General features: G+C 75.8%; 21 protein-coding genes. 7 read left to right on the top strand and 14 right to left on the bottom strand.

Features of this window, described 5'->3' with window-relative positions; all coding sequences use genetic code 11:
- Positions 1–45: 45 nt before the first annotated feature.
- A complete protein-coding gene (locus tag GKE82_RS04670) occupies positions 46–624 on the top strand; it encodes a hypothetical protein (RefSeq protein WP_107570587.1) in 579 nt (192 codons plus the stop codon).
- Positions 625–633: 9 nt separating this feature from the next.
- On the opposite strand, the gene GKE82_RS04675 is transcribed toward GKE82_RS04670, so the two are convergent.
- A complete protein-coding gene (locus tag GKE82_RS04675) occupies positions 634–2,343 on the bottom strand; it encodes an Ig-like domain-containing protein (RefSeq protein ID WP_154732473.1) in 1,710 nt (569 codons plus the stop codon).
- Between the two features lie 58 nt (positions 2,344–2,401).
- Between GKE82_RS04675 and GKE82_RS04680 the strand changes: the two genes are divergently transcribed.
- On the top strand, positions 2,402–2,704 hold the full coding sequence (locus tag GKE82_RS04680; RefSeq protein WP_154732474.1) for a hypothetical protein: 303 nt from the start codon (positions 2,402–2,404) through the stop codon (positions 2,702–2,704).
- A 26-nt stretch (positions 2,705–2,730) separates the two neighbouring features.
- On the opposite strand, the gene GKE82_RS04685 is transcribed toward GKE82_RS04680, so the two are convergent.
- Positions 2,731–3,138 carry a PPOX class F420-dependent oxidoreductase gene (locus tag GKE82_RS04685; RefSeq protein WP_309233416.1) on the bottom strand — a complete coding sequence of 136 codons (408 nt, stop codon included), beginning with the start codon at positions 3,136–3,138 and terminating at the stop codon, positions 2,731–2,733.
- A 13-nt stretch (positions 3,139–3,151) separates the two neighbouring features.
- Positions 3,152–4,192: an NAD(P)-dependent alcohol dehydrogenase gene (locus GKE82_RS04690; RefSeq protein WP_154732476.1), complete on the bottom strand. Its 1,041-nt coding sequence runs from the start codon at positions 4,190–4,192 to the stop codon at positions 3,152–3,154.
- A gap of 87 nt (positions 4,193–4,279) precedes the next feature.
- Between GKE82_RS04690 and GKE82_RS04695 the strand changes: the two genes are divergently transcribed.
- Positions 4,280–4,438, top strand: a complete 159-nt coding sequence (locus GKE82_RS04695) for a hypothetical protein (protein WP_154732477.1) — start codon at positions 4,280–4,282, stop codon at positions 4,436–4,438.
- Between the two features lie 9 nt (positions 4,439–4,447).
- Here GKE82_RS04695 and GKE82_RS04700 read toward each other — a convergent pair whose 3' ends face one another.
- Complete coding sequence (locus tag GKE82_RS04700) at positions 4,448–6,220, bottom strand: LVIVD repeat-containing protein (protein ID WP_154732478.1); 1,773 nt, start codon at positions 6,218–6,220, stop codon at positions 4,448–4,450.
- Between the two features lie 75 nt (positions 6,221–6,295).
- Here GKE82_RS04700 and GKE82_RS04705 point away from each other — a divergent pair, with 75 nt between their 5' ends.
- Positions 6,296–6,889, top strand: a complete 594-nt coding sequence (locus tag GKE82_RS04705) for a metallophosphoesterase (protein ID WP_196189057.1) — start codon at positions 6,296–6,298, stop codon at positions 6,887–6,889.
- On the opposite strand, the gene GKE82_RS04710 is transcribed toward GKE82_RS04705, so the two are convergent.
- From GKE82_RS04710 to GKE82_RS04735, 6 genes are all read right to left on the bottom strand, one after another.
- Positions 6,816–8,261 carry an ATP-binding protein gene (locus tag GKE82_RS04710; RefSeq protein WP_154732480.1) on the bottom strand — a complete coding sequence of 482 codons (1,446 nt, stop codon included), beginning with the start codon at positions 8,259–8,261 and terminating at the stop codon, positions 6,816–6,818. The genes GKE82_RS04705 and GKE82_RS04710 overlap by 74 nt on opposite strands.
- 78 nt (positions 8,262–8,339) lie before the next feature.
- Positions 8,340–9,995 (bottom strand): GAF domain-containing sensor histidine kinase, encoded by a 1,656-nt coding sequence (locus GKE82_RS04715; protein ID WP_154732481.1) that lies wholly within the window; start codon positions 9,993–9,995, stop codon positions 8,340–8,342.
- Positions 9,996–10,021: 26 nt separating this feature from the next.
- Positions 10,022–11,653, bottom strand: coding sequence for a thiol reductant ABC exporter subunit CydC (cydC, locus tag GKE82_RS04720; RefSeq protein ID WP_154732482.1), 1,632 nt, complete (start codon positions 11,651–11,653; stop codon positions 10,022–10,024).
- Positions 11,650–13,359: a thiol reductant ABC exporter subunit CydD gene (gene cydD / locus GKE82_RS04725; RefSeq protein ID WP_154732483.1), complete on the bottom strand. Its 1,710-nt coding sequence runs from the start codon at positions 13,357–13,359 to the stop codon at positions 11,650–11,652. Before cydD ends, cydC begins: the two co-directional genes overlap by 4 nt.
- Complete coding sequence (gene cydB, locus GKE82_RS04730) at positions 13,359–14,405, bottom strand: cytochrome d ubiquinol oxidase subunit II (protein ID WP_154732484.1); 1,047 nt, start codon at positions 14,403–14,405, stop codon at positions 13,359–13,361. The genes cydD and cydB overlap by 1 nt, the downstream gene beginning before the upstream one ends.
- 37 nt (positions 14,406–14,442) lie before the next feature.
- Positions 14,443–15,849, bottom strand: a complete 1,407-nt coding sequence (locus tag GKE82_RS04735; RefSeq protein WP_154732485.1) for a cytochrome ubiquinol oxidase subunit I — start codon at positions 15,847–15,849, stop codon at positions 14,443–14,445.
- Between the two features lie 195 nt (positions 15,850–16,044).
- On the opposite strand from GKE82_RS04735, the gene GKE82_RS04740 reads away from it, so the two are divergent.
- The gene (locus tag GKE82_RS04740) at positions 16,045–16,740 is read left to right on the top strand and encodes a response regulator transcription factor (protein ID WP_309233417.1); all 696 of its coding nucleotides are present in this window, start codon (positions 16,045–16,047) and stop codon (positions 16,738–16,740) included.
- Between the two features lie 45 nt (positions 16,741–16,785).
- The gene (locus GKE82_RS04745; RefSeq protein ID WP_154732486.1) at positions 16,786–19,068 is read left to right on the top strand and encodes an alpha-N-acetylglucosaminidase TIM-barrel domain-containing protein; all 2,283 of its coding nucleotides are present in this window, start codon (positions 16,786–16,788) and stop codon (positions 19,066–19,068) included.
- 14 nt (positions 19,069–19,082) lie between these two features.
- Here GKE82_RS04745 and GKE82_RS04750 read toward each other — a convergent pair whose 3' ends face one another.
- Positions 19,083–20,243 carry a DNA polymerase IV gene (locus tag GKE82_RS04750; RefSeq protein WP_154732487.1) on the bottom strand — a complete coding sequence of 387 codons (1,161 nt, stop codon included), beginning with the start codon at positions 20,241–20,243 and terminating at the stop codon, positions 19,083–19,085.
- A gap of 83 nt (positions 20,244–20,326) precedes the next feature.
- Here GKE82_RS04750 and GKE82_RS04755 point away from each other — a divergent pair, with 83 nt between their 5' ends.
- Positions 20,327–21,088, top strand: a complete 762-nt coding sequence (locus tag GKE82_RS04755; RefSeq protein ID WP_154732488.1) for a hypothetical protein — start codon at positions 20,327–20,329, stop codon at positions 21,086–21,088.
- Between the two features lie 22 nt (positions 21,089–21,110).
- On the opposite strand, the gene GKE82_RS04760 is transcribed toward GKE82_RS04755, so the two are convergent.
- Genes GKE82_RS04760 through GKE82_RS04770 form a run of 3 tightly spaced genes read right to left on the bottom strand, consistent with a single transcriptional unit; the run spans position 21,111 to position 23,986 of the window.
- Positions 21,111–22,580: an MFS transporter gene (locus GKE82_RS04760; protein WP_309233418.1), complete on the bottom strand. Its 1,470-nt coding sequence runs from the start codon at positions 22,578–22,580 to the stop codon at positions 21,111–21,113.
- Between the two features lie 51 nt (positions 22,581–22,631).
- The gene (locus GKE82_RS04765) at positions 22,632–23,747 is read right to left on the bottom strand and encodes an ATP-binding protein (protein ID WP_107570604.1); all 1,116 of its coding nucleotides are present in this window, start codon (positions 23,745–23,747) and stop codon (positions 22,632–22,634) included.
- A 53-nt stretch (positions 23,748–23,800) separates the two neighbouring features.
- Positions 23,801–23,986 carry a hypothetical protein gene (locus tag GKE82_RS04770; RefSeq protein WP_154732489.1) on the bottom strand — a complete coding sequence of 62 codons (186 nt, stop codon included), beginning with the start codon at positions 23,984–23,986 and terminating at the stop codon, positions 23,801–23,803.
- Between the last annotated feature and the right edge of the window lie 428 nt (positions 23,987–24,414).

The following is a 24,414-nucleotide window of genomic DNA, read 5'->3' on the forward strand; positions in this document are numbered from 1 at the left end:
AGCGGCACCGCGAGCGCCAGTCCGAGGGTCGTAGGCTGTGCGGTGATGAACAGCCGCAACCCGCGCATGCGCCCCCGTCCGGTCAGCGACGCCCAGCACGGCCTCCTCGTCAGCCTGCACGGCGACGCCGACGTCTCCGGCGTCCAGCCGCTGATCATGGAGTTCTACGAGCGGGCGGTCGCCGGGGAGCCGGTGACGCCGCGGGAGGTGCAGCGGATCATCGACGCGTTCAAGGAGCACCGCCGCCCCGACACCGAGCTGCCGCTCACGCCCAAGCAGCTGTGGTGGATCGAGAAGCGCTCCGGTGAGGAGGCCGCCGAGGCGGCCGAGCAGCTGACGCGCGACCACTTCCCCCGGCTGGTGCTCGAGGCGCTCGCCGCCGAGTACGGGACCGCGGACGTCGACGAGATCCTCGAGCTGCCGCTGGAGCAGGTGAAGGCGTGGTCGCTGCACCTCGTCGGCGGGGCGAGCCTCCTGTTCGGCGGCTCGCAGCGCGACCGGCAGACGACGCTGATCAAGGCCGCCGCCACCGCCCACGACCTCGCCGCCCCGATGAAGCGGCTGCACAAGGACGTGGCGGGTGCCGCGGCGCGCAACGCGCCGCCCGCCGACGACGAGGCCTGAGCGCCGCGGTCAGCGGCGCGGGCGCGCCTGGCGCAGCACGAACCGCCGCGTCGTCGTCGACGCCTGCCCGGACGCCGCGCCGCGCTGCAGGATCCGCACGTCGACCGCGAGCCGGCCGCGCCGGCGCAGCGCGGCGCGGGCGGCGGGCGGGAGCCGGAACGACAGGACCTGGGTCCGCAGCTCGCGGATGCGGTGCGGGCGCGCGCCGAGGCTGAAGCTGCGCGCGCCGGCGCGCGCGAGCAGCCCGGTGCGCCCGCGGCAGTCCCCGGGACCGATGCAGCTGAGCGTCAGCCGCAGGACGTCGCCGCGGCCGGGCGTGCGGGCGAGCCGGCGGATCGCAACGGTCGCGGTCGCCGGCACGCCGTGGGCGTGGCCGTCGGGCGCGATCGCGTCCTGCGTCATCTGCGGTCCGGTCGTCTGGGGCCCGGGCGGGCAGGTCGCGCCCGGTGCCGCGCGGGTGGTGAACGACCAGCGGTACGGGGCGCGGAGCCGCGCCCCGGCGTGGTCGCGCAGCCGCGTGGTGACCTCGGCGGTGTAGGTCGTGCACGGCGCGAGGTCCGCGGCGGGCCAGGCGAGGAACGTGTGCGCCCCGTCCGCGTAGCCGTAGGGCCCGGCCTTCGGGAAGCCCGGCTCCTGCGGGACGGGCCGCCCGCCCGGACCGAGCAGCCGGAAGCTGCCCGCGTCGACCGTGCCCTCCTGCAGCGCCGTGGAGATCGACGCCAGGATGCGGTTCTCGGCGCCGCCGCCGGCCGGCCCGGGTGCGGCGCGGACGGGATGCCAGGCGGTCGGCACGCCGGTCTCCCCCGGCTGCGGGTGCACGCCGACGACCTGCGGCGCCGGCGAGGTCCCGGTCGTGAGGGTCGTCCAGACCGCCTCGTAGTAGCCGGCGGCCGCCCGGGCGACGTCGAGCACGCCGCCCGAGCCCTCGACGTACTGGGCGGCGGCGGTCGGCATCGTGACCTTCACCCGCGGGTACTCGGCGGCGGTCCCGGCGCGCTCGGCGAGCGCCGCCGCGGTGATGATCGCGTGCCCGGAGCGGATGCCGTCCGCGGTGACGTCGTCGCGGCCGAGCGCCCGGTAGACCGCGAGCAGGTCGTCGACGGGCGGCGCGTAGCGCGGCACGCGCCGCAGGCGCCCGTGCTCGACCAGGCCGATGTTGTCGAGCGCGAACTCGGGCGTGTTGATGAACTGGCCGGGCGGCAGCGCGGCGAGCTCGCCCGCTCCCGGCAGGCCGGTGGCGATCAGCGCCGCGTAGCCCGGGTGCACGGGGCTCTCGCCGAAGTCCGCGAGCTTCGGCTCGAACAGCCAGTCCCAGCGCTCGTCCCCGATCCCGTGCGCGGCGGTGCCGAGCAGGTGCGCGACCTGCGCGGCGCACGGGCCTGCGGGCGCGGCCAGCGGGGCGCAGTCCGTGCGGGCGCGCAGCCGCCGCACGTACGCGCGCACGAACCGCTCCCAGTGGCTGACCTCGCCGTAGTCGCCGCCGGGCAGGCTGCTCGAGCCGTACCCGCCGTCGGGGTAGTGGGCGCCGGAGAGCAGCTCGTCGCGGTGGGCTTCGAGCAGCTGCCGCAGCTCCGGGGTGCGCACGAACGGGATCGCGGCCTCGGCCATGAAGGCGTGCGTGGTGACGCCGGAGGCGGCCGCGGGCCGCGGTGCCGCGGCGAGCGCGAGGACGCCGGCGAGCAGCACGGCGAGGGCGAGGGCGGGCGAGGACGGGCGCATCTCGATCGCACGCTATCCGGTGCGCTGCGGGCGGTTGTGAAGGCGTAGGGTGCGCGCGATGAGCGCGCCGACCCCGTGCAGCCACTGCGGCCGCCCGCTGCGCCCCGCCCTGCGCGGCTACTGCCTGCGCTGCGTCACGACGCCCGCCCAGCGCCGCCGGCTCGGTCGGCGTTCCGCCGAGACGCTGAACGCGGAGGGACCGCTCGCGCGGGCCGCGGACCTCGTGCTCGGCGCGGTCGGGATCGTGATCGGACTCGTCGTGGTCGTCGCGCTCGGGCAGTGGCTCGGGTTCACCGTCGCGCTCGTTGCGCTCGTGGTGCTGGCGCTGCTGTTCGCGGTCGGCCTGATCGGCGTCGGCTGAGCCGAGCCGACCGGGGGCGCGGCGCGTCAGCGGTCGGCGCGGAACGCCTGCCAGCCGAGCACGCGGTCGACCGCGACCTCGATGACGACGCGCCGCGGGTTCTCGCGCGGCTGCTGATAGCGGGCGGCGTAGCGCGCCTCCGCGTCGGCCACCGAGTCCGGGTCCTCGCGGACGACCGCCGGACCCTCGAGGGTCAGCCAGCGGCGCCCGTCGACCGAGCACAGCGCCACGCGCCCGGTGGCCCGCACGTTGCGGGCCTTCTGGCTCGTGCCGCTGCAGATGACGCGCGCGAGCCCCGCCGCCGGATCCCACGTGAACCCCGTCGGGGTCGCGTGGGGCGTCCCGTCGGCGCGCAGCGTCGTGCAGGTGCACAGGTGGCGTTCGGCGAGGAACGCGAGCGCGTCGTCGGTGAGGTCGGCAGCGGTGCTCGGCACGGTCAGCGGTACGTCAGAGGGTGGTCGTGTCGATCACGAACCGGTAGCGCACGTCGGACTTCATCACGCGCTCCCAGGCATCGTTGATCTGCTCGGCGCCGATCGTCTCGATCTCCGCGGCGATGCCGTGCTCGGCGCAGAAGTCGAGCATCTCCTGGGTCTCGGCGATCCCGCCGATGCAGGAGCCCGCGAACGTGCGGCGCTGCAGCAGCAGCGGGAACACGGCGACCGGCATCGGCTCCGGCGGCGCGCCGACGTTGATCATCGCCCCGTCGGTCTTCAGCAGGTTGATGAACGCGGTCAGGTCGACCTTCGCGCTGACCGTGTTGATGATCAGGTCGAAGCGGTTGCGCAGCTCCTTGAACGTCGCGCGGTCGCTCGTGGCGTAGTACGCCTCCGCGCCCAGGCGCTTACCGTCCTCCTGCTTGCTGAGCGTCTGCGACAGCACGGTCACGTGGGCGCCCATCGCGACCGCGATCTTCACCGCCAGGTGGCCGAGGCCGCCCATGCCCACGACCGCGACCTGCGAGCCGGGGCCGGCGCCCCAGTGGCGCAGCGGCGAGTACGTCGTGATCCCGGCGCACAGCAGCGGCGCGGCGACATCGAGCTCGAGGCCGTCGGGGATGCGCACGACGAAGTCCTCGTCAACGACGACCTTCTGCGAGTAGCCGCCGCGGGTGACGGTGCCGTCGCGGTCCGTGGAGCCGTAGGTCTGGATGTTGCCCTCGACGCAGTACTGCTCGTCACCGCGCTCGCAGTACTCGCAGACGCGACAGGAGTTGACCATGCAGCCGACGCCGACCCGGTCGCCCGCCGCGTACTTCGTCACCTCCGCGCCGACCGCGGCGACGACGCCGGCGATCTCGTGGCCCGGCACGGCGGGCCGGGGCGCGGGGCCCCACTCGCCGCGCGTGTGGTGGATGTCGGAGTGGCAGATGCCGCAGTAGCGGATGTCGATGAGGACGTCCTTAGGGCCGACGTCGCGACGGTCGATGGTGAGCGGGACGAGCGGCTCGTCGGCCGCGTGCGCCCCGTAGGCGTTGACGCTGAGCATCCCTCTACCCAAGCAGACCGGCCACCTCGGCCCGTGAGGACGGGCGCTCGCGGAAGGAGCCGGGCGGCGCGCGCCGAACCTGCAGCGGTGTTCATAACCGCGCTGCTGCTGGTGCTGCTGGGCATCAACCTCACCTTCCTGGGCGTGCTGGGCATCCTGCACGTCCTGCGGCTCGACCCGCTCGACACGATGACCTACTTCGGGCTCGCCGAGCTCGACCGTCCGCGCGTGCCGCGCCGCCGCTGAGCCGGCCGCTCAGCCGCGGCCGCGGCAGGTGAGGAACCGCCGCGTCTGCCGCACCGCGGTGCCCGCCTTCGAGCGACCGGTGACCCGCACCGTCACGGTGCGGACGGGCTGGCCGCGCAGGTCGATCCGCGCGCGAAGCCGCCCGCGCGTGCGCGTGACGCGCGCGCGGCGACCGAGGTAGGTCACGCGCGCCGAGGCGTAGTGGCGCGGCAGCGTGATCGTCACGGTCCGCTGCGAGACGCAGCGGGCGGGCGGCGGGTCGGCGGGCCAGGCGCGCTCGTCCAGGCGCAGGGCGTGGAAGCCGGAGGTCGCGTCGGTGTACCAGACCTCCCGCCGGACGGGATCGAACGCGGGCTGGCTGAGTGCGAGGTTGCCGGGCGTCGTCGCGGCGAGCCCCTCCCCGCCCTCGGGCGCCACGTAGTAGGCGACCTCGCGCGGGTTCTCCGGGTCGCGGACGTCGAACACGCGCAGTCCCGAGTTGATGAACGAGCAGGCCACGATCACCGGGTCGACCTCGCGCGGCGCGGCGCAGTAGTGCGCGGCGTAGCCGAACGCGAGCGGCAGCGCGACGGGGTCGGCGAGGAGCTTCGCGCGGGTCTCGGGCATGTTCGCCTCCAGCCGCAGGTTCGAGGTGACGCGCGGCGCGCGCGGGTCCTCGATGTCGATCAGCCGCGCCGCGCCGGCCCGGTTCGCGACGGTCGGCGGGTTGAAGCGGAACGCGAACTCGTCGAACTCGAGCAGGTACCGGCGGCCGCGGATCGTCAGCGGCACCGTGTTCTGCGGGACCGACACGGTGTCCCAGGTGATGCGGCTGAGCTGGCGGACGGTCGGGTCCGGCCGGCGGTCCTGGACCTCGGACACGTCGAGGATCCCGAGGTTGCCGTTGATCGGGTCGGTGTGGAAGAGCGTGCGGCCGTCGTCGGAGAGGTTCAGCCCGTGCGAGTACAGGACGCCACGCCAGACCGTCCGCGGGACGCGCGGGTCGCGCACGTCGACCGCGATGACCTCGCCGCCGCCGCCCGCGATCCAGAACGTGTTGCCGTCCGGGGCGAAGCCGCTCTCGTGCCCGTACGCGGTCGGCATCTCGGCCAGCAGCCGCGGCCGGCGGCAGTCGGTGGCGACGTCGTAGATCGCCATCGACCCGGGGAGCGTGAGGCCGTTGCCGACGACCGCGGCGAGCAGGCCGCGCCGCGCGTTGAGGTTCAGCGACTCGTGCGGGGCGAGCATCGCGAGCGTGGTGAGCAGCGCGGTGCGCTTCGGCTGCCGCGGGTCGCTCATGTCGAGCACGACGACGCCCGGGGTCGGGCCGGCGGCCACCGAGACGACGTTGGCGGGCGCGGGCAGCGACGTGTCGTAGAAGGCGCACTCGTGCCCGGCCGGGTCGACGTAGCGCCAGGTGCGGAAGCCGCCGGCCGTCGGGTAGCGGCCGAGCGGGCTGACGTTGCAGGTGTAGCCGCGGGCGGCTTCGGGGGCGTCGAGGTCGGCGCGGGAGACCCGGCCCTGGATCTCGCCCTGCAGGGGCCGGGATCCGGGACCGCAGTCGGCGCGCGGGACGGGCCGCAGCGGCGGCTCCGGCGCCCGGGTGGCCACGCCGAAGGACTGCACGATCTGCCCGCCGGTGAGCGACAGCAGCGCCTCGAGGTCGTTGGCCGGCAGCGTCGGTCCCTCGATCGCGGGCAGGGCGCGCCCGGGCAGGTGCGCGGCGGCGGGCACGGCGGCCGCGCCGACGGTGACGGCGGCGGTGAGCACGGCGAGCGCGTGCCGGGTCCTGCGCTGTCCCACGAGGTCTCCTCCTGCTGGGGTGCGGCGACCGGCGCGAGCCTATCCGGCGCGACCGGACGGGTAGGGTCGGCGGCCGTGCTGGTCGCCGTGTGCGCAGACGTCCATCTGCACGTGACGCGCCTGGCGCGGGTCGCGGCGCTCGCGCGCGAGGAGGGTGCCGACGAGCTGTGGTGCCTGGGCGACGTCGTCGACGCGCTGCTCGGCGCGCCGCCCGCCGTCCTCGCCGAGGCGGTCGCGCGGGCCACCGACCTCTGCGACCTCGTGCTGGCGGGCAACCACGAGCTGTGGGCGCTCCAGCGGGGCCTGTTCGACGCGGCGACCGCGGCGGCGGTGCAGGACTGGTCGGCGGTGGAGGAGCGTCACGGGGTCGGCCTCGTGCACGGCAGCCTCGACGACCCCTACCTGGAGTTCGTGACGACGCCGCTGCAGGCGGGCCGGCTGCTGCGCGCCGCGCCGGGCTGGCTGGCGCTGCACGGGCACACGCACACGCGGCGGCTGTGGGCCGCGACCGACACCGCGCCGCACGCGCGGAAGCTCGCGACGCGCGGCGTGGTCCGGGCCGGCGAGGAGCGGCTCCTCGCGTGCCCGGGGGCGCTCACGGGGTCGCGGCCGTCGTGGCTGCTGGTGGACCTCCGGGAGCGGACGCTCGTGTGGCGTCCGCTGCGCTGAGCGCGCCGGGAGGTGCGTCCGGCGCCGCGGCGAGCGTGAGCACGAAGCGGGTGCCGGGACCGGTCGCGGGGTCCTCGATCCAGATCCGGCCGCCGTGGCGCTCGACGATCCGCCGGCAGACCGACAGGCCGATGCCGGACCCGTCGATCTCGCGGCCGTGCAGGCGGCCGAAGGTCTCGAACACGGACTCGCGGTGCTCTGCCGGGATGCCGACGCCGTTGTCCTGGACGGCGAGCTCGACGCGGTCGCCGCGCCGGTGGCCCTCGACGCGGACGACGAGCCGCCGCTGCGGGTCGGCGAACTTCACGGCGTTGGCGAGCAGGTTCTGCAGCACGAGCGCGAGCTGGCCGCGGTCGGCGAGCACGGCGGGCATCCCGGCGACCTCGATCCGTGACCGGGTGCCGTCGAGCCGGGCCTGCAGCCCCCCGAGCACCTCGTGCGTGAGCGCGGCCGGGTCGACGGGCGCGAGCTGCGGCTCCTCGCGTCCGGCCCGGGAGAACTCGAGCAGGTCGTCGATCATCCGCTGCATCCGCGCGGAGCCGTCGACCGCCCAGTGGACGAACTCGCGGGCCTCGTCGTCCAGGCGGTCGCCGTGGCGGCGCTCGAGCAGCCCGAGGAACGAGGAGACGGTCCGCAGCGGCTCGGACAGGTCGTGCGAGGCCACGTAGGCGAACCGCTGGAGGTCCTCGTTGGAGCGGGCGAGGTCGGCGGCGGCGGCGCGGGCGCGCTCCTCGGCGACGAGCGCGCGGTGCAGCGCCTGACGCTGGCGCAGCCGGGCCTCCTCGCTCTGCCGCCAGGCGACGATCGCGAACCCGCCGGCGGCGGCGACCGCCCCGGCGTGCACGGCCGCCCAGCGCCACGGGTGCTCGACGGCGCCGGGGTGGTTGTAGACCGTCTCGGGCGCGAGGCCGCCCATCAGGCCGTGGTGCAGCAGCACGTAGCCGGCGGCGATCCCGAAGGTCAGCCAGTCCTCGTAGAGCGTCAGCGCGACGATCATCACGAAGAAGTGGAAGTGCGCCTCGATGTAGCCGCCCGACAGGTGCACGGTCACCGCGGACGCGCTGATCAGGCCGAGCGCGACGAGCGCGGCCGCGGGCTTGCGGGCGGTGAGCACCCAGGTCGCGAGCACCGCGGGCACGGCGACGACGAGCGCCTCGACCGTCGCGTGCGCGAGGCCGACGCCCTGCACGAGGCCGAGCGTGAGCAGGGCGGGCACGTGCAGCCACAGCAGGGCGAGCAGCAGCCGGTGGCGGCGCGCGAACTCCTGCGGCGGCAGCGAGGACCCGGTCGGCAGGCCCGCCCGCAGCCGCGCCCGGGCGGACGGCGGGTCGGCAGGGGACGGTGACGGGAGGGTCGCGGGGAGGTCCGGCATGGCACGAGCGGACGGGGTCCGTACGTGGCGCATCGGCGCGAGCGGCGCCGGGCTTGACCCCCTGCGGGCGCCGGGCGCTCAGTCCAGTGGCAGCGTGGCGGTCACGGTCGTGCCGGCCGCCCCGGAGCGGATCCGCACCGCGCCGCCCGCCAGGGCGGCCCGCTCGCGCATGCCCGCCAGGCCGAAGCCGCCGGGCCGCTCGGCGACGCCGCCCACGCCGTCGTCGCCGACGGTGACGACGAGCCGGCCGTCGACGCGGTCGATGCCGAGCGTCACGTGCGCGGCGCGCGCGTGCTTGGCGACGTTGCTGAGCGCCTCCTGCGCGATGCGGTAGGCGACGGTCTCGATCTCGGGCTCGATGCGCGCCTCCCCCAGCGACTCGGTGAGCGCGACCGCGAGGCCGTGGTCGGCGGCGGTGCGGTCCAGCAGCGTCCGCAGCGCGGCGACGAGGCCGAGCTCGTCCAAGGCGGCGGGCCGCAGGTCGCTGATGATCGCGCGCAGCGCCGCGATGTCCCCGTCGAGGCGGTCCATGGCGAGCGCCAGGACCTCGCGCGAGCGCTCCCCCTCGGTGCGGGACGCGGCGGTCAGCGCGAGCTTGAGCGACGCCATCCCCTGCAGCGTCTCGTCGTGCAGCTCGCGCGCCCACCGCGCGCGCTCGCGCTCGGCCCCGGCGATGGTGTCGCGCAGGCGCTGCGCCTCGACGCTGCGGGCGGTCGCGACCGCGCTCGCCGCGCTCGCCGCGAACGACTGCAGGGCGCGCTCGTCGTCGCGGGCGAACGTCGCCGTGTCCCCCAGCCGGTCGAACGCGGCGAGCAGCCCGAACGACCGGCCGCGGTGCACGAGCGGCACGAGCAGCGCGCTGCGCGCGTCGGCCATCCCGAACGCGGCGGGGCTCACGCGCAGCCCGGTGCGCACGTCGTCGATGCGCACGGGCCGCCCGTCGCGGATGACCTGGCCGGAGGTGGAGCCCTCCAGGGGGATCGCCGCGTCCGGCGGGACGCGGGCGCTGCCGTCGCTGGCGGCGATCCGCAGGTCGGGCCCGTCCTGCAGCCAGATCAGCAGCGCGTCCGCGTCGACGAGCGCGCGGGCGCGCCGGGCGATCAGCTCCAGCAGCGCCTCGAGGTCGGTCTCGCCGCCGAGCGCGAGCGCGACGTCGATCGTCGCCTCCAGGCGGCCGACCGCGGCCTGCAGCGAGGCGCGCTGCTCGGCCGCCTCCCCGTAGAGCTTGGCGTTGTGGACCGCGACCGCGGCCCACTCGGCGAGGACGACGACCGCCTCGACGTCGTCCTCGTCGAAGTCGTCGGCCCCGGTCTTCTCGGTCAGGTAGAGGTTGCCCCACGCCTCGCCGCGGATGAGGATCGGCACGCCGAGGAACGCGCGCATGGGCGGGTGGCCGGCGGGGAAGCCGAAGCTCCGCGGGTGCGCGGACACGTCGGCGAGGCGCAGCGGCTCCGGCCGGTCGATCAGCAGGCCGAGGATCCCCTGTCCGCGCGGGAGGTGCCCGATCGCCGCCTGCGTCTCGGCGCCGACCCCGGCGGTGACGAAGCGCGCGAGCGCGCGGCGGTCCTCGTCCAGGACGCCGATCGCCGCGTAGCGCGCCCCGGTCAGCTCGCGCGCGGTCGCGAGGATCCGCTCGAGCAGCGGCTCGAGCTCGAGCTCGGCGGTCAGCGACCGGCCGACCTCCAGGAGCCGGCCGAGCGCGGCCGCGCGGGCGTCGGGGCTGCGCGTGGGCATCGCGGGCAGGCTACCCCGGCGGCGGGTCAGCCGCCCGGGGTCAGGTGCACCTCGCGGTCGGCGAGCGCGAGCTCCTCGGGGCGGTGGGTGACGAGGAGGACGCCGCGGGTGGGGTCGGCGTCGGCGACGGCGGTGAGCGCGGCGAGCGCGTCCGCCCGCGGGAGCTGGCTGGCGGGCTCGTCGAGGACGACCAGGCGGCCGCCGCCGAGCAGGGCGCGCGCGAGGCCGATCCGCTGGCGCTCGCCGCCGGAGGCGTGCTCGCCGAGCTCGCCCAGGCGCGTGTGGATGCCGCGCGGCAGCCGGTCGAGCCACGGTCCCGCGCCGACGGCGCGCAGCGCGGCCTCGACGGTGGCGTCGTCGGCGTCGGGGGCCGCGACGCGGACGTTCGCGGCGATCGTCGTCGGGAAGACGTGCGGGTCCTGCGGCGCCCAGCGGACCGTGCGTCGCAGCGCGGCGCCGTCGGCACGGCTGACGTCCGCCCCACCGACCGTCACGGCACCACTCGCGGGGTCGGGGTCGACGAAGCCGAGGAGCACGTCGACGAGCGTCGACTTGCCGCACCCGGACGGCCCCGTGAGCGCGACGCGCTCGCCGGCGGCGACGTCGAGGTCGACGCCGTCGAGGATCGTCCGGCCGCCGCGGGAGAGCCGCAGGTCGCGGACGTGGACGCTCCCGTCGGCGGGGTGCTCGTCGCCCGTCCGTGGTGGCGCGTCGGGGACCAGTGCGGCGAGTCGCTGCGCGGCGGTCGCCACCTCGCGGCGGGCGACGAGGACGTCGGGCAGGCCGCCGAGCACCTCGGTGGCACCGAGTCCGAGGAGCGCGAGCGCCGCGACGAGGACGCCGTCGAGGCGGCCGTCGGCCGCGGCGGGCAGCGCGACGGCCAGCAGCGCCGCGAGGGTCCAGGCGCCCGCGGCGATGGTCGTGGCGGTCCCCCCGGACGCCAGGCGCGCGGCCCGGCCGGCGAGCGCGTCGACCCGTGCGCCCGCGGCGGCGACCCGGGTCGTCTGCCGCCCGGCGGCCCCCCAGGCGACGAGCTCCGCCGACGCGTCGAGCGTCGTGACGAGCTCCTGCTGCAGCGCGGCGCGCGCGGCGGCCCGCGCGTCGGCGTCGAGCGCCGCGGCGCGCCGGGCGGGGACGGCGAGCAGGAGCGCCTGGAGGCCGAGGGCGACGGCGAGCACGGGCCCCGCCGCCGGCAGCAGGAGCGTCGCGGCCAGGACGCACGCCCCGGCCGCGAGGGCGATCGAGCAGGCGGGCACGACGACGCGGACGGGCAGGTCCGCCAGCCGGTCGACGTCGGCGACGAGCCCGTCGAGGACGTCGGCGGACGTGCGCGTGCCGAGCCGGCCGGGCACGTGCGGCGTCAGCGCCTCGAACAGCGCGACCCGCTCGCGGCCCAGCCGTCCGAGCGCGAGGTCGTGCCCGACGAGCCGCTCGGCGTAGCGGGCCGCCGCGCGCAGGAGGCCGAAGAACCGCACGCCGACGATCGCCGCGCCGAGCGTCAGGATCGGCGGGGCCTGCGCGGCGCGGGCGAGCAGGAAGCCGGACAGCGCGAGCAGCGCGGGGGTCGCGAGCGTCGCCGCCGTCCCGAGCAGGACGGCGAGCGCGAGCCGGCGCCGGTCGTCGCGGTTGGCGTCGCGCCACCAGCCGCGCGCGGTCATGCGGCCACCGCCCGCGCGCGGGAGGCGACGCGCCCGGCGTCGAGCCGGACCGTGACGGTCGCGATCGGGAGCAGCTGCGGCTCGTGCGTGACGAGCACGGCGGTGCGGCCCTCGACGATGCGGGCGAGGGTGTCGCGGACGAGCGCGGCCGTCACGAGGTCGAGGTTCGCGGTCGGCTCGTCGGCGAGCACGAGCCACGGGTCGCGCAGGGCGACCCGGGCGAGCGCGAGCCGGCGGCGCTCCCCGGCGCTCACCGCCACCCCGCCCTCCCCCAGGCGCGCGTCGAGCCCGCCGGGCAGGGCGTGTGCCCACGTGGCGAGCCCCGCGTCGCGCAGGGCACCCCACAGGGCGGCGTCGTCGGCGTCGCCGCGGGCGAGCCGCAGGTTCTCGGCGAGCGTCGCGGGCAGCACGGCGGGCCGCTGGGGCATCCAGGCGATCCCGGCCCGCCAGGCGTCCGGGTCGAGGTCCTGCAGGTCGGTCGGCCCGCAGCGCACCCGCCCGGCGTGCAGCGGCTGCAGGCCCAGCAGGACGCGCAGCAGCGTCGACTTGCCGCTGCCGCTGGGCCCGACGACGGCGGCGATCTCGCCACGGCGCAGCTCGAGGTCCAGGCCACGCAGGACGTCGCGGTCCGCCCCGTCGGGCCGCACGACCGCGCCCTCGACGCGCACGACGGCCCGCTCGGCGTGCCCGGGGACGGCACGGCCGGGCGGGCGTTCCTCCCCCGTCGTGCCGAGGACGGCGAGCAGCCGCGTCAGTGTCGCGCGGGCGTCGGCGGCCGCGTGGTACTCGACGCCGGCGCGGCGCAGCGGCCCGTAGATCTCCGGGGCGAGCAGCAGGACGGTCAGCGCGGGCGCGAACGCGAGGCTGCCGTCGACCAGGCGCACCCCCGCGACGACCGCGACCAGGGCGGTGCCGAGCATCGCGACGAACTCGAGCGCGAAGCTGCTGACGAACGCGCTGCGCAGCGTCTGCATCGTCGCCGTGCGGTACGCACGGCCGGCCCGGTCGAGCTGCTCGGACTGGACGTGCTCGCGTCCGACGCTGCGCAGCAACGGCAGGCCGCGGACGACGTCGAGCAGGTGGGCGCCGAGGAGGGACAGGGCGGCCGATCGCTCCTGCGCGACGCGGCGCGCGTCACCGCCCGCGAGGACGAGGAAGAGGATCAGCAGCGGCAGCGTCGGGGCGAGCAGCGCAGCGCTCAGCGGGTCGAGCACCGCGATCGCGGTCAGCGCGACGCCCGGGACGGTGACGGCCAGCGCCATCTGCGGCAGGACCCGGCCGGCCCAGCGCTCGACCGCGTCGCCGCCCTGGACGAGCAGCACGCCGAGCTCGCCCGCACGCCGCGCACCGCGATCGGCCGCCCCGGCGCGGAGCGTCGCGCCGACGATCCGCGCGCGCAGGTCGGCCATCGCGGCGCCGCCGGCGCGGCGGCCGCGGATCTCCGCGAGCGCGGTGAGCGCGGCGCGGGCGAGCACCGCGCCCACGAGCGCGGCGATCGCGCCGCGGGCGGTCGACCAGTCGCGCCCGGCGAGTCCGGCGTCGACCGCGGCGGCGAGCGCGGCCGCCTGCACGACGATCGCCGCGGCGATCGGCAGCGCGAGCGCCCCGGCCAGGACGGCCTGCCGGCGCAGCGCCGGGATCGCCGCGAACAGCGACGGTTCGCGCGGCCCGTCGGCGGCGCCGCGGCGTGTCCGCGTGGGGCGCATCACGCGACCCCGCCCGCGCGGCGGTCCAGGAGGTCCAGCGGCGTGCGGACGTCGCCGGTGCCCTCGGGCCGCACGCGCGCCCGGAAGACCCAGTAGGTCCAGCCCTGGTAGAGGAGAACCACCGGGGTCATCACGGCGGCGACCACGGTCATCACGGTGAGGGTGCGGTCGGTCGAGGCGGCCGCCTGCATCGTCAGGTCGGGGCCGGGCCCGGAGGACACCATGACGTCCGGGAACAGGGTGGCGAAGAGGAGCACGACGGCGCCCGCGATCGCGACGGTCGTGAGCGCGAACGCGCGACCCTCCCGGCCGGCGCGGTGCGCGGGCAGCACGGCGAGCAGCGCGAGCGCGGCCGCCGCGGTGCCGCCCACCGCGAGCGGGCGCACGACCTGCGCGTCGGCGAGCGTCCAGACCGCGAAGCCCGCGACGACGAGCACGGTCGGCGCCCACAGCCGGGTGGCGAGCGCCGTGGCGCGGTCCCGCACCGGGCCCTCGGTGCGCAGCGCGAGGAAGTGCGCGCCGTGCAGGCAGAACAGCGACAGGGTCGTCAGCCCGCCGAGGACGGTGTACGGCCGCAGGAGGTCCAGGAAGTTCCCGGCGAACGAGCCGTCGGCCGCGAGCGGGCTGCCGCCGACGATGTTCGCGAACGCCACCCCCCACAGGACCGCGGGCAGCGCGCTCGACACGACGATCGCGGCGTCCCAGCGCCGGCGCCAGGCCGGGTCATCGTGCTTGTTGCGGTACTCGAGCGCCATGATCCGCACGATCAGCGCGACGAGGATCACGGTCAGCGCCAGGTAGTAGCCGCTGAACAGCGTCGCGTACCACTCGGGGAACGCGGCGAAGGTCGCGCCGCCCGCGACGAGCAGCCAGACCTCGTTGCCGTCCCAGACCGGGCCGATCGTTCGCAGCGCCTGCGCGCGCTCGGCGGGCGTGCGACCGACGAGGTGCAGCAGCGTGCCGACCCCGAAGTCGAACCCCTCGAGGATCAGGTAGCCGGCCCAGAGGACGGCGATGAGGACGAACCAGACGTCGACGAGGCTCATGGTGCGGGGCGCTTTCGGGTCGGGGCGGCGGACGGGGTCAGTAGACGAGGGCGGGCAGCAGCGCCTCGCCGTCGGCGGTGGCGCCGACCGGCTGCGGGGCGGGGTCGGGGCCGCGCCGGGCGACGCGGGTGAACAGCCGCAGCTCGATCACGGCGAGCGCCGCGTAGAGCAGCGTGAAGGTGACGAGCGACGCGAGCAGGGTCGTGGCGGGCAGCGGCGACACGGCGTCCTGCGTGCGCAGCAGGCCCTGCACGATCCACGGCTGGCGGCCCATCTCGGTGAACAGCCACCCGGCCGTGTTGGCGATCAGCGGCGCGAAGATCGCGGCGATCGCGGCGCGCGCGAACCAGCGTCCGGGCTCGCGGCCCCGGCGGCCGAGCCACAGGCCGGCGGCGGCGAGGGCGGCGAGCAGGACGCCGGTGCCGATCATGATCCGGAACGACCAGTAGGTCGCGGCGAGCACGGGCACGTAGTCGCCCGGCCCGTAGCGCTGCTCGTACTGCGCCTGCAGCTCGTCGATGCCCTGGACGCGCCCGCTGAAGCTGTTGGTCGCCATGAACGACAGCAGCCGCGGCACCTCGATGTTGAACGCGAGCTCCTCGGGGGACTTCTCGAATCCGCCGATCGCCAGCAGCGACAGGCCGGCGCGGTCCGAGGACTCGTAGAGCGCCTCGGCGGCGGCCATCTTCATCGGCTGCACGCGGGTCATCCACTGGCCGAAGAAGTGCCCGACGACCATCGTGGCGAGCGCGGCGACGAGCGTCGTGCGCAGCCCCCAGGCCAGGGAGGTGCGGAAGAACGCGGCGTCGTGGTCGGGGCGGCGGGCGCGGTGCCAGGCGCTGATGCCCAGGAGGATCGCCCCGGCGGTCGCCAGCGACGCGGTGAGCGTGTGGCCGTAGGCGAACAGCGCCGTGCGGTTGGTGAGCACGTCGACGATCGAGGTGAGCTCGGCGCGGCCGCTGACCGGGTTGACCGCGGAGCCGACGGGCCGCTGCATCCAGGCGTTGGCGGCGAGGATGAAGTACGCGGACAGGTTGGTGCCGAGGAAGACCGCCCAGATCGTGCCGAGGTGGATGCGCGCGGGGAGGCGGTCCCAGCCGAAGATCCACAGGCCCAGGAACGTCGACTCGAGGAAGAACGCGGCGAGGCCCTCGATCGCCAGCGGCGCGCCGAACACGTCCCCGACGAAGCGCGAGTACTCGCTCCACGCCATCCCGAACTGGAACTCCTGCACGATGCCGGTGGCGACGCCGAGCGCGAAGTTGATCAGCAGCAGCGTGCCCCAGAAGCGCGTCATGCGCAGGTAGCGCTCGTCCCCCGTGCGGTACCAGCGGGTCTGCATCAGCGCGACGAGGCCGCTGAGGCCGATCGTGATCGGCACGAGCAGGAAGTGGTAGACGGTCGTGATGCCGAACTGCCAGCGGGCGAGGTCGAGGGCGTCCATGCCGTGGATCCTGCGCCGCCGGTCGCGAGCGCTCTTCCGGTCGGTGCCGCAGGCCTGCGGCGGGGAACTACGGAGCGGGCGTCCGGGGTTCGGACGGGACGGTGCGGCCCGCAGGCGCCGATCCGTAGTTCGCCGCACCCCGGTCGCGGGGTTCCCCCGGACGACCGCCGCGTGGCGCGGCGCCAGACTCGGGCCGTGTCGTCGCCCTCTCCCAGCCATCCGCCCTGGACGGTCGTTCTCGCCGACGACCACGCGGTGGTGCGCGACGGCCTGCGGCTCCTGCTGGAGGGCGAGCCCGGCATCGTCGTCGTCGCCGAGGCCCAGACCGCCTCCTCCGCGGTCGCGGCCGTGGCGCAGCACCATCCGGCGGTGCTCGTGCTCGACGTGACGATGCCGGGCGGCTCGAGCCTCGACCGGCTGTCTGACCTGCGAGCCGCGTCGCCGCACACGGTGATCGTGATGCTGACGATGCAGGCCGAGCCCGAGTACGCGCGGCGGGCGCTGCGCGACGGGGCGCACGGCTACGTGCTGAAGGAGGCGGCGGGCGTCGAGCTGCTCGCCGCGATCGACACGGCGATGCGCGGCGGCACCTACCTGAGCCCGAGCCTCGGGGCGCGCCTGGCCGCCACCCCGGAGCGGCCGGACGCCGAGGCGCACGGGCTGAGCGCGCGCGAGCTCGACGTGCTGCGGCTGCTGGTGCTCGGCCACACCAACGCGGAGATCGCGCTCGAGCTGTCGCTGAGCCGGCGCACGGTCGAGACGCACCGGGCGAGCCTGCACGGCAAGCTCGGCGTCAGCACCCGCGCGGGCCTCGTGCAGTGGTCGATGCGCCACGGCATGCATCCGCTGAACGCCGCCGTCCCGCGGGGGACGGTCCGCGCGCTGCCCTGAGCGGCGGGGTTGCACCGCGTTCCTGCCCTTCGGCAGACTCGGGGAGTGAGGGGATCACGGGGTCGGGTCGCGCTGCTGGTGGTGGCGCTGACGGTGGGCACGGCGGACGTGGCGCGGGCCGCGACGCCCGAGCGCGCGTGCACCGCCACGCGCGCCGCCGGGGATGGGCCGGGCACCGCGGCGGTGCGTGCCGCGGTCCGGCGCATGGTGCCGCGGCTGGCGCCGTGCCTGACGCTGCGGCTCACCCCGGCCCGCGCCGACGGGCTCGACGCGCTGTCGGTGCGCGCGTCCCGCGGCCGGGTGCTGCTGCGCGGCAGCTCGCGGGTCGCGCTGGTCCGCGCGGTGCGCGTGTACGTCGAGGACGTGCTGCGCGGGGAGCTCTCGCGCGAGGCGCGACGCGTCCCGTCCCGGGCGCTGCTCCCCCGCCGGCCGCTGCGCCGCACGAGCCCGTACCGGGTCCGATACACGAACAACTTCACGGTCGCCGGCTACACCACCCCGTACTGGTCGTGGGCGGAGTGGGAGCGCGAGCTCGACCACCTCGCCTACAGCGGCATCAACGCGGCGCTGGTGATGGTCGGCCAGGAGCTCGCCTACTACCGGACGCTGCGCGAGTTCGGCTACGACGACCGCGAGGCGCGCGACTGGCTCGTCCTCCCCGCGCACCAGCCGTGGCAGTGGCTGGGCAACCACATGGAGTTCGGTCCCGCCCCGTCGATGTCGCTGATGGAACGCCGCGCGGAGCTCGGCCGGCGGATCGTGCGGCGCATGCACGAGCTCGGCATCGACCCGGTGATCCCCGGGTTCGCGGGCACCGTGCCGTGGGACTACGTGGTCCGCAACCCGGGCACGGTCGCGATCCCGCAGATCTACCTGGCGGGACCGTCGGCGCCGATGCTCGACCCGAGCACGCCCGGGTACGCGGCGTTCGCCTCGCGGCTGTACGTGCACCAGAACGAGCTGTTCGGGCGGATCGACTCGCGCACGGTCAACGTCTTCCACGAGGAGTCCACGCCGATCGCGCTGGGCGGCGCGGCCGCCGTGGCCCGCACGATCGAGCGGACGCTGCGCGACGCGTCCCCCGACTACCGCTGGTACCTGGAGGGCTGGAAGACGGTGCCGGGCCTCGTGTTCCCCGAGCAGCGCGGCGACCTGTTCGAGACGCCGCCGCAGGCGGTGCTCGACGTCGCCGACCGCTCCAGGCTGATGGTCGTCGACCTCACCGGCGAGGCGTGGAAGCACCGCGACGGCTACGGCGGCGCGCCGTGGCTGCGCGGCGTGCTGACGAACTTCGGGGGCCGCCGCCCCCTGTACGGCCCGCTGACGCAGTACGCGGAGCAGATCCCGCGGACCGCGGCCGACCCGGCCCGCGGCGCGTTCTCGGGCGTGGCGATCACCCCGGAGGGATTCGACACCAACCCGGTGGTGTGGTCGTTCCTGGCCGATCTCGCGTGGCGCGAGGGCCCGGTGGACGCGGGCGCCTGGATGCGCGCGCACGTGCGCAACCGCTACGGGCGCGACGACCCCGACGCGCAGGCGGCGTGGGCGACGATCCTGCGCACCGCGTACGGGCGCGACAACGGGCAGTCGGGCGCCTACGGCGGGGCGGACTCGCTGCTGAACGCGCGGCCGTCGCTGACCGCGGTCCGGTCGGGCAGCGCCGCGCCGAACGTCCTGCAGTACGACCCGGCGGAGCTCGAGGGCGCGTGGCGGCGGCTGCTGGCGGCCGCGCCGCGACTGGCCCGGACGGCGACCTACCGCTACGACCTCGTGGACGTGACGCGACAGGTGCTCGCCAACCGCGCCCGCGTGCTGCTCCCCCGGCTGAACGCCGCGTACGCCGCACGCGACCGGGCGGCGTTCGACCGGCTGAGCGCCGCGTACCTGGAGCTGCTCGACCTGCAGGAGCGGCTGCTGGCGACGAGCGACGGGTTCCTCCTGGGCCCGTGGATCGCGGCCGCGCGCTCGTGGGCCGAGAGCGACGCGGAGGCGGCGGACCTCGAGTTCGACGCGCGCTCGATCCTCACGATCTGGGCGCAGCGCGCGGGCAGCGTGTTCGACAACGTGCGGATCGACGACTACGCCAACCGCGACTGGGCGGGGATGACCGGCGGCTACTACCGGCCGCGCTGGGCCGCCTACCTGCAGGCGCTGTCGGCGGAGCTCGGCAAGCCGCTGCCGGCCGACCAGGCGACGGTCACCTCCCGGTTCGACTGGTGGGCGATCGGCGAGCGGTTCTCGCGCGACCGCACCGCGTTCCCGACGCGCCCGCAGGGCGACCCGGTCGCCGCGGCGCGCGCGGTCGAGCGGGCGCTGCGCACGGGCTGACCGGGGCGCACCGCTCAGGCCTCGTCGAGCGGGAGCTGCAGCTGCGCGGAGCCGCCGGCGTCTTGGGCGCCGGCGAGCTCGCGCTCGCGCCGCTCGACGTGCTCGAAGGCGCCGAGCCGCACGCCGAGCAGGCGGACCGGGTCGTCGGGGCGGTGCTGCTCCCAGAGGGCGAGCGCCTCGGCGGTGATGCGTGCGGGGTCGTCGGTGTAGTCGGGGAGCGTGGTGGCGCGCGTGAACGTGTGCCAGTCCCCGGTGCGGATCTTGACGGCGACGTTGCGGCCGCGGAAGGCGCGCCGCCGGGCGGCCTGCGCGACCTCGACGGCCATCTTCTCGACCTGGTCGCGCAGGGGTGCGGACTCGTCGCTGTCGGGCGGCACGTCCTGCGGGAAGGTGTGCTCGCTGCTGATGCTCTTGCGCTGGCGCACCGGCTGCAGCGGCACGTCGACGGTGAGGTCGGCGACGCGCGCGAGCCAGTGTCCGCGGCTCTCGCCGAAGGTGGCGACGAGCGCGCCGGGGTCGGCGCGTGCGAGGTCGGCGAGCGTGGCGAAGCCCTGGGCGGCGAGCGTCTCGGCGGCCTTCGGGCCGATCCCGGGGACGATGCGCAGCTCGCGGTCGGCGAGCCGCTCGAGCGCCTGCTCGCGGGAGAGCACGACGAACGCGGCGGGCTTCTCGAGGTCGGAGCTGATCTTCGAGATCAGCCGTGAGGGCGAGACCCCGGCCGACAGCTGGATGCCGGTGGTCTCGCGGACCTCGGCGATGACCGCGCGCAGGAACGCCAGAGGCCGGTCGACCTGCACGAGCTCGGCGTACGCCTCGTCGATCCCGGCCTGCTCGAGGTGCGCGATCGGCCCGTCCTCCTCGCTGTCGTACACGGCGCCGGCGTCGAGGAGCCGTCGGCGCACGAGGTCCCAGACGGCGCGGGAGGTGCGGGTGTAGAGCTCGCGGTCGGGCGGGATGACGACGGCGTCGGGGCAGAGCCGCAGCGCGCGGCTCATCGGCATCGCGCTGCCGACGCCGAAGCGGCGGGCGGGATAGGAGGCGGTGGTGACGATCGAGCGCGGCCCGCTGCCGCCGACGACGACCGGGCGGCCCTTCAGCGACGGGTCGAGCAGCTCGTGGCACGTCGCGTAGAACGCGTCGGCGTCGAGGTGCGCGATGACGCGACGGACGGGCACGGCGTCGTCGAGGCTACCGGCGGTGCCGGGCGGCCCCGGGCGGTGCGGTTCGCGCAGCAGCTGTCGCAGGTAGGCTCACGCGCATGCCGACGCGCCAGCTCGTCCTGCCCGCCCTCTGCGCCACCGGAGCGCTGGCGCTCCTGCCGGCCGCCGCGCCGGCCGCGATCGGCGTCCGGGCGGCCCCGTCGTGCGTCAAGCCGGGCGCGATCACGACCATCACCGCGCAGTACGGCCCGGTCGGCCCGACCCAGCAGACCCGCCAGCAGGCGCGCACGATCATCGTGCCGAACGTGTACGCGGCGTCGGGGACCAGCGGCGGCCTGCGCCCCGCGAACGCGGTGACGTTCCCGTTCGCGCCCGTCACCTACGCGCCGTCGGCGACGTTCCCCGGCGGCTTCGACCCGTCGTTCACGCAGCAGGTCCAGCTGCCGGCGGCGACGAGCTACGGCAAGCTCCCGGTGCTCTCCTACGACACGCGCGTCGAGGCGTTCGACGCGGCGGGCACGACCTCCTACGGCTTCGACGGCCGCACCACGACCATCGAGGTCGACGTCCCGCGCGTGATCCCGACCAGCACGCGCGTCCGCCAGGGCGAGTCGGTGAGCGTGCTCGCGGTCGGCTACGGCGCCCTGCGCAAGGGCTACCTGCACGTGGTCGGGTCGAACGGCAAGCGCCTGCGGCGCGTCGAGGTGCCCTCCTCCCCCGCGGGCAGCTGCGGGCGCCGGCTGGTGTTCGTGAGCTTCAAGGGCGCCCGGCGCGGCAGCTACCGGATCGTGCTGAACACGAGCCCGACGAGCCGCAGCGCGGCGGGCGGCGCCAGCACGACGGTCCGCGTCACCCGGTAGGGCGCGCGGCGAGGGGTTCCCCCTACGCGGCCTCGACCGCCGGGCCGGCGACGGGCGCGGGACCGGCGGCGCGCGGGAGCACGAACGCGGCGACGAGCAGCCCGATCCCGAACAGCACGGCGCCCGCGGTGAACGCGACGGTGTAGCCGTGGATCTCGGCGGCGCGCGCGAGGTCGGGCGCGGGCGCGCGGCCCTCCGCGTAGTCCTTGGCGGCGTTGGCGAAGATCGTCGAGAGGACGGCGGTGCCGACCGCGCCGCCGACCTGCTGGCAGGTGTTGACCATCGCCGACGCGACCCCGGCCTCGTAGCGGGCGACCCCGAGTGTGGCGGTCGCGAACGACGGCGCGAAGATGCACGGCATGCCGACCCCGAGCAGCATCAGCCCGGGCAGGACGTCGGCGGCGTAGGTGGAGTCGGGGTCGAGCTGCGCGAAGAACAGCAGCATCGCGAGCGCGCCGAGCGTCATGCCGGTCATGACCAGCGGCCGGACGCCGACGCGCGGCAGGATCTTCGTCTGGATGGTCGGGGCCATCACGAAGATCAGGGCGGTCATCGGCAGGAACGCGACGCCGGTCTTCAGCGGCGAGTAGCCGAGGTCGTTCTGGAGGAAGAACGTGAGGAACAGGAAGACGCCGAAGACGCTGGAGCCGGCGATGATGATCGCCGAGTAGGCGCCGCCGCGAGCGCGGTCCCAGACGATGTGCAGCGGCAGCAGCGGCTCGGCGACGCGGCGCTGGCTGAGCACGAACGCGGTGAGCAGCACGACCGCGGCGGCGAGCGAGACGATCGTGATCGTGGCGGTCCACGAGTCGGTCTCGGCCTTGCTGAAGCCGAACACGAGCGCGAACAGGCCGGTGCAGGCGAGCGCGACGCCGACGACGTCGATCCGCGGGCGCTGCGGGTTGGCCTCGTTGACGATCAGCCGGGCGGCGAGCACGGCGGCGGGCAGCGCGATGACGAGGTTGACGTACAGGCACCAGCGCCACGAGAGCGCGTCGGTGAGCGCGCCGCCGAGCAGCAGGCCGACCGACGCCCCGGCGGTCGCGACCGCGGCGAAGATGCCGAACGCCTTGGGCCGCTCGGGCGAGTCGGCGAACGTGACGGTGAGGATCGAGAGCGCCGACGGGGCGAGCAGCGCGCCGAACACGCCCTGCAGGGCGCGGGCGGCGACGAGCACCCCGAAGGACGGGGCGAGGCCGCCGAGGACGGAGGCGACGCTGAAGCCGACGAGGCCGCCGACGAACGTCCACTTGCGCCCGAAGATGTCGCCGATCTTGCCGCCGACGAGCAGCAGCGAGCCGAACGCGAGCGCGTAGGCGGTGACGATCCACTGCCGGTTGCCGGTGGAGAACCCGAGGTCCTCCTGGGCGCTGGGGAGCGCGATGTTCACGATCGTCGAGTCGAGGACGACCATGAGCTGCGCGACCCCGATCAGGCCGAGGATCGCCCAGCGTCGTGCGTGCTGCTGGTCGAGTGCGGGTGCGTCTGACACCCCGCGAGCATACGCGGGCGCATGTCCGGGCCCTGCGCGGACCGTCGCGGATCAGGCCTCGGGGTCGCGCAGGATCCAGTGCGGCATGAGCGGGTCGACGAACCGCACGGCGCTCCCCTCCCCCGTCCGCTCGAGGATCGCGGCGTCGACGAGCACGTCGCGCGCCCCGGCCTGCGACCCCTTCCCCAGGCCGGTGCGCTGCAGCGCCGCGGTGGTGAGCAGGCGGTCGTGCCCGTGGGCGACGGCGCCGAGGATGCGCCGCTGGTGGCCGGTGAGCGACCGCCAGGTCTGCTCGAGCCCGTCGGCGGCCTCGGCGACGGCGGCGGCGAGCGCGGCGGTCACGGGGTCCGGGGCGTCGGGCGGCTGCTCGAAGAGCATGTGGGCGAGCAGCATCGCGCGCTGCGGGTGCCCGGCGCTGAGCTGCACGAGCGCGTCGACCCATTCGACGAGGTCGGGCCGGCCGGCCTGCTCGAGCGTGCCGGCGACGAGGTCTCCGAGCTCGGTGGCGGGGAGCGGGCCGAGGGTCATGGAGCGGGCCTGGTCGAACAGCGGGCGGCGGCGGTCGCCGAACAGCGCGGCCATCATCGACGGCTGCGATCCGGCGAAGACGTAGGAGGCGACCTGGAGGTGGTGCTGCAGGTGGCTGCGCAGGACGCCGTCGAGGTCGTCGCCGACGGTGAGGAGGTCCTGGAACTCGTCGAAGATGACGAGCGACCGCTGGCCGGTGCGGGCGTGCACGAGCGCGGGCAGCTCGAGCACCTCGTGCAGCGCGGCGAGCGCGTCCCCCGTCCCGCCGCGCGCGGCGACCGTGACGGACGCGGACCCGATGCCCGGCAGCCCGGCCTGCACCTGGGCGCTGAGGCGGGAGCGCAGGTGCCGCCAGACGCCGGCGCTGAGCCGGTGCTCGTAGGCGCGCGCGACGCGGATCGCGACGTCCTGCAGGCTGGTGACGCGCGACAGGTCGATGTACGCGGGCACGAGGTCGTGCGCGCTCCACGCCACGTCGGCGAGGTTCTGCAGCAGCGTCGTCTTCCCGTAGCGGCGCGGGGCCGCGAGCCGGACGGACTGCCCGCCCTGCACGAGCGCGATGAGCCGCTCGAGCTGCTCGGCGCGACCGACCGCGCGGTCGGCGGGCAGCGGACGGTCGAAGACGAACGGGTTGACCACGGGTACAGTCTAACCGTACCCGGAGGTACGGCCTACCCGAACCTTCTTCGCGTTCAGCGCTGCGTGACGCGGACGGTCAGCGTCTTCTTGATCTTGACGTCGCCGAGGTCCTGCACGAGGTAGGTACGGCTGGCGGTGAACGACCGGGCGGTGATCGCCCCGCCGCGGGTGAACGCGAACGGCACCGTGCCGGCGACGATCTGCGCGCAGCGCGTGCGGTCCTTCGGCAGGAACTTCACGCCCACCTGGTTGCCGACGTACTGGGCGATCGAGAGGGAGGAACGGGCCGGGGACCGGGACGCCGGTGAGGCCGCTGACGGTCTTCCAGATCTGGCTGGAGCGGCACTGGATCGCCCGGACGCGCAGCGATCCCCCGCGGATCTCCAGCGGCGAGATGCCGTAGCCGGTGGCGCCGAAGGGCACGGAGTCACCGGAGAAGTTCGCGTAGGCCGGGGACAGGGAGGCCGGGTCCAGGACGCGCCAGCGCCCGCCGGAGCGGCAGGTCGCGACGCGCAGCGCGAGCGTTCCCATCGAGAACCGCGAGATCTTGTGGTTGCTCGTGCGCGGCATCCCGCCGCTGCTGTAGCTCTCGGAGAAGCGGTCCTCGGTCAGCTGGCCGACGAGCGTGCGGGACTGCCCCTCGACGACCTTCGAGCATCCGGCGGCC

The sequence above is a fragment of the Conexibacter sp. W3-3-2 genome (genome assembly GCF_009707605.1).
In the GTDB taxonomy this organism is placed as follows: Bacteria; Actinomycetota; Thermoleophilia; order Solirubrobacterales; family Solirubrobacteraceae; genus Paraconexibacter; species Paraconexibacter algicola.

Bases quoted from the DNA above. Each gene is read 5' to 3' on its own strand.
- GKE82_RS04670 (WP_107570587.1), top strand. From the start codon at position 46: ATGAACAGCCGCAACCCGCGCATGCGCCCCCGTCCGGTCAGCGACGCC.
- GKE82_RS04675 (WP_154732473.1), bottom strand. From the start codon at position 2,343: ATGCGCCCGTCCTCGCCCGCCCTCGCCCTCGCCGTGCTGCTCGCCGGC.
- GKE82_RS04680 (WP_154732474.1), top strand. From the start codon at position 2,402: ATGAGCGCGCCGACCCCGTGCAGCCACTGCGGCCGCCCGCTGCGCCCC.
- GKE82_RS04690 (WP_154732476.1), bottom strand. From the start codon at position 4,192: ATGCTCAGCGTCAACGCCTACGGGGCGCACGCGGCCGACGAGCCGCTC.
- GKE82_RS04710 (WP_154732480.1), bottom strand. From the start codon at position 8,261: ATGCCGGACCTCCCCGCGACCCTCCCGTCACCGTCCCCTGCCGACCCG.
- GKE82_RS04715 (WP_154732481.1), bottom strand. From the start codon at position 9,995: ATGCCCACGCGCAGCCCCGACGCCCGCGCGGCCGCGCTCGGCCGGCTC.
- cydC (WP_154732482.1), bottom strand. From the start codon at position 11,653: ATGACCGCGCGCGGCTGGTGGCGCGACGCCAACCGCGACGACCGGCGC.
- cydD (WP_154732483.1), bottom strand. From the start codon at position 13,359: ATGCGCCCCACGCGGACACGCCGCGGCGCCGCCGACGGGCCGCGCGAA.
- cydB (WP_154732484.1), bottom strand. From the start codon at position 14,405: ATGAGCCTCGTCGACGTCTGGTTCGTCCTCATCGCCGTCCTCTGGGCC.
- GKE82_RS04735 (WP_154732485.1), bottom strand. From the start codon at position 15,849: ATGGACGCCCTCGACCTCGCCCGCTGGCAGTTCGGCATCACGACCGTC.
- GKE82_RS04755 (WP_154732488.1), top strand. From the start codon at position 20,327: ATGCCGACGCGCCAGCTCGTCCTGCCCGCCCTCTGCGCCACCGGAGCG.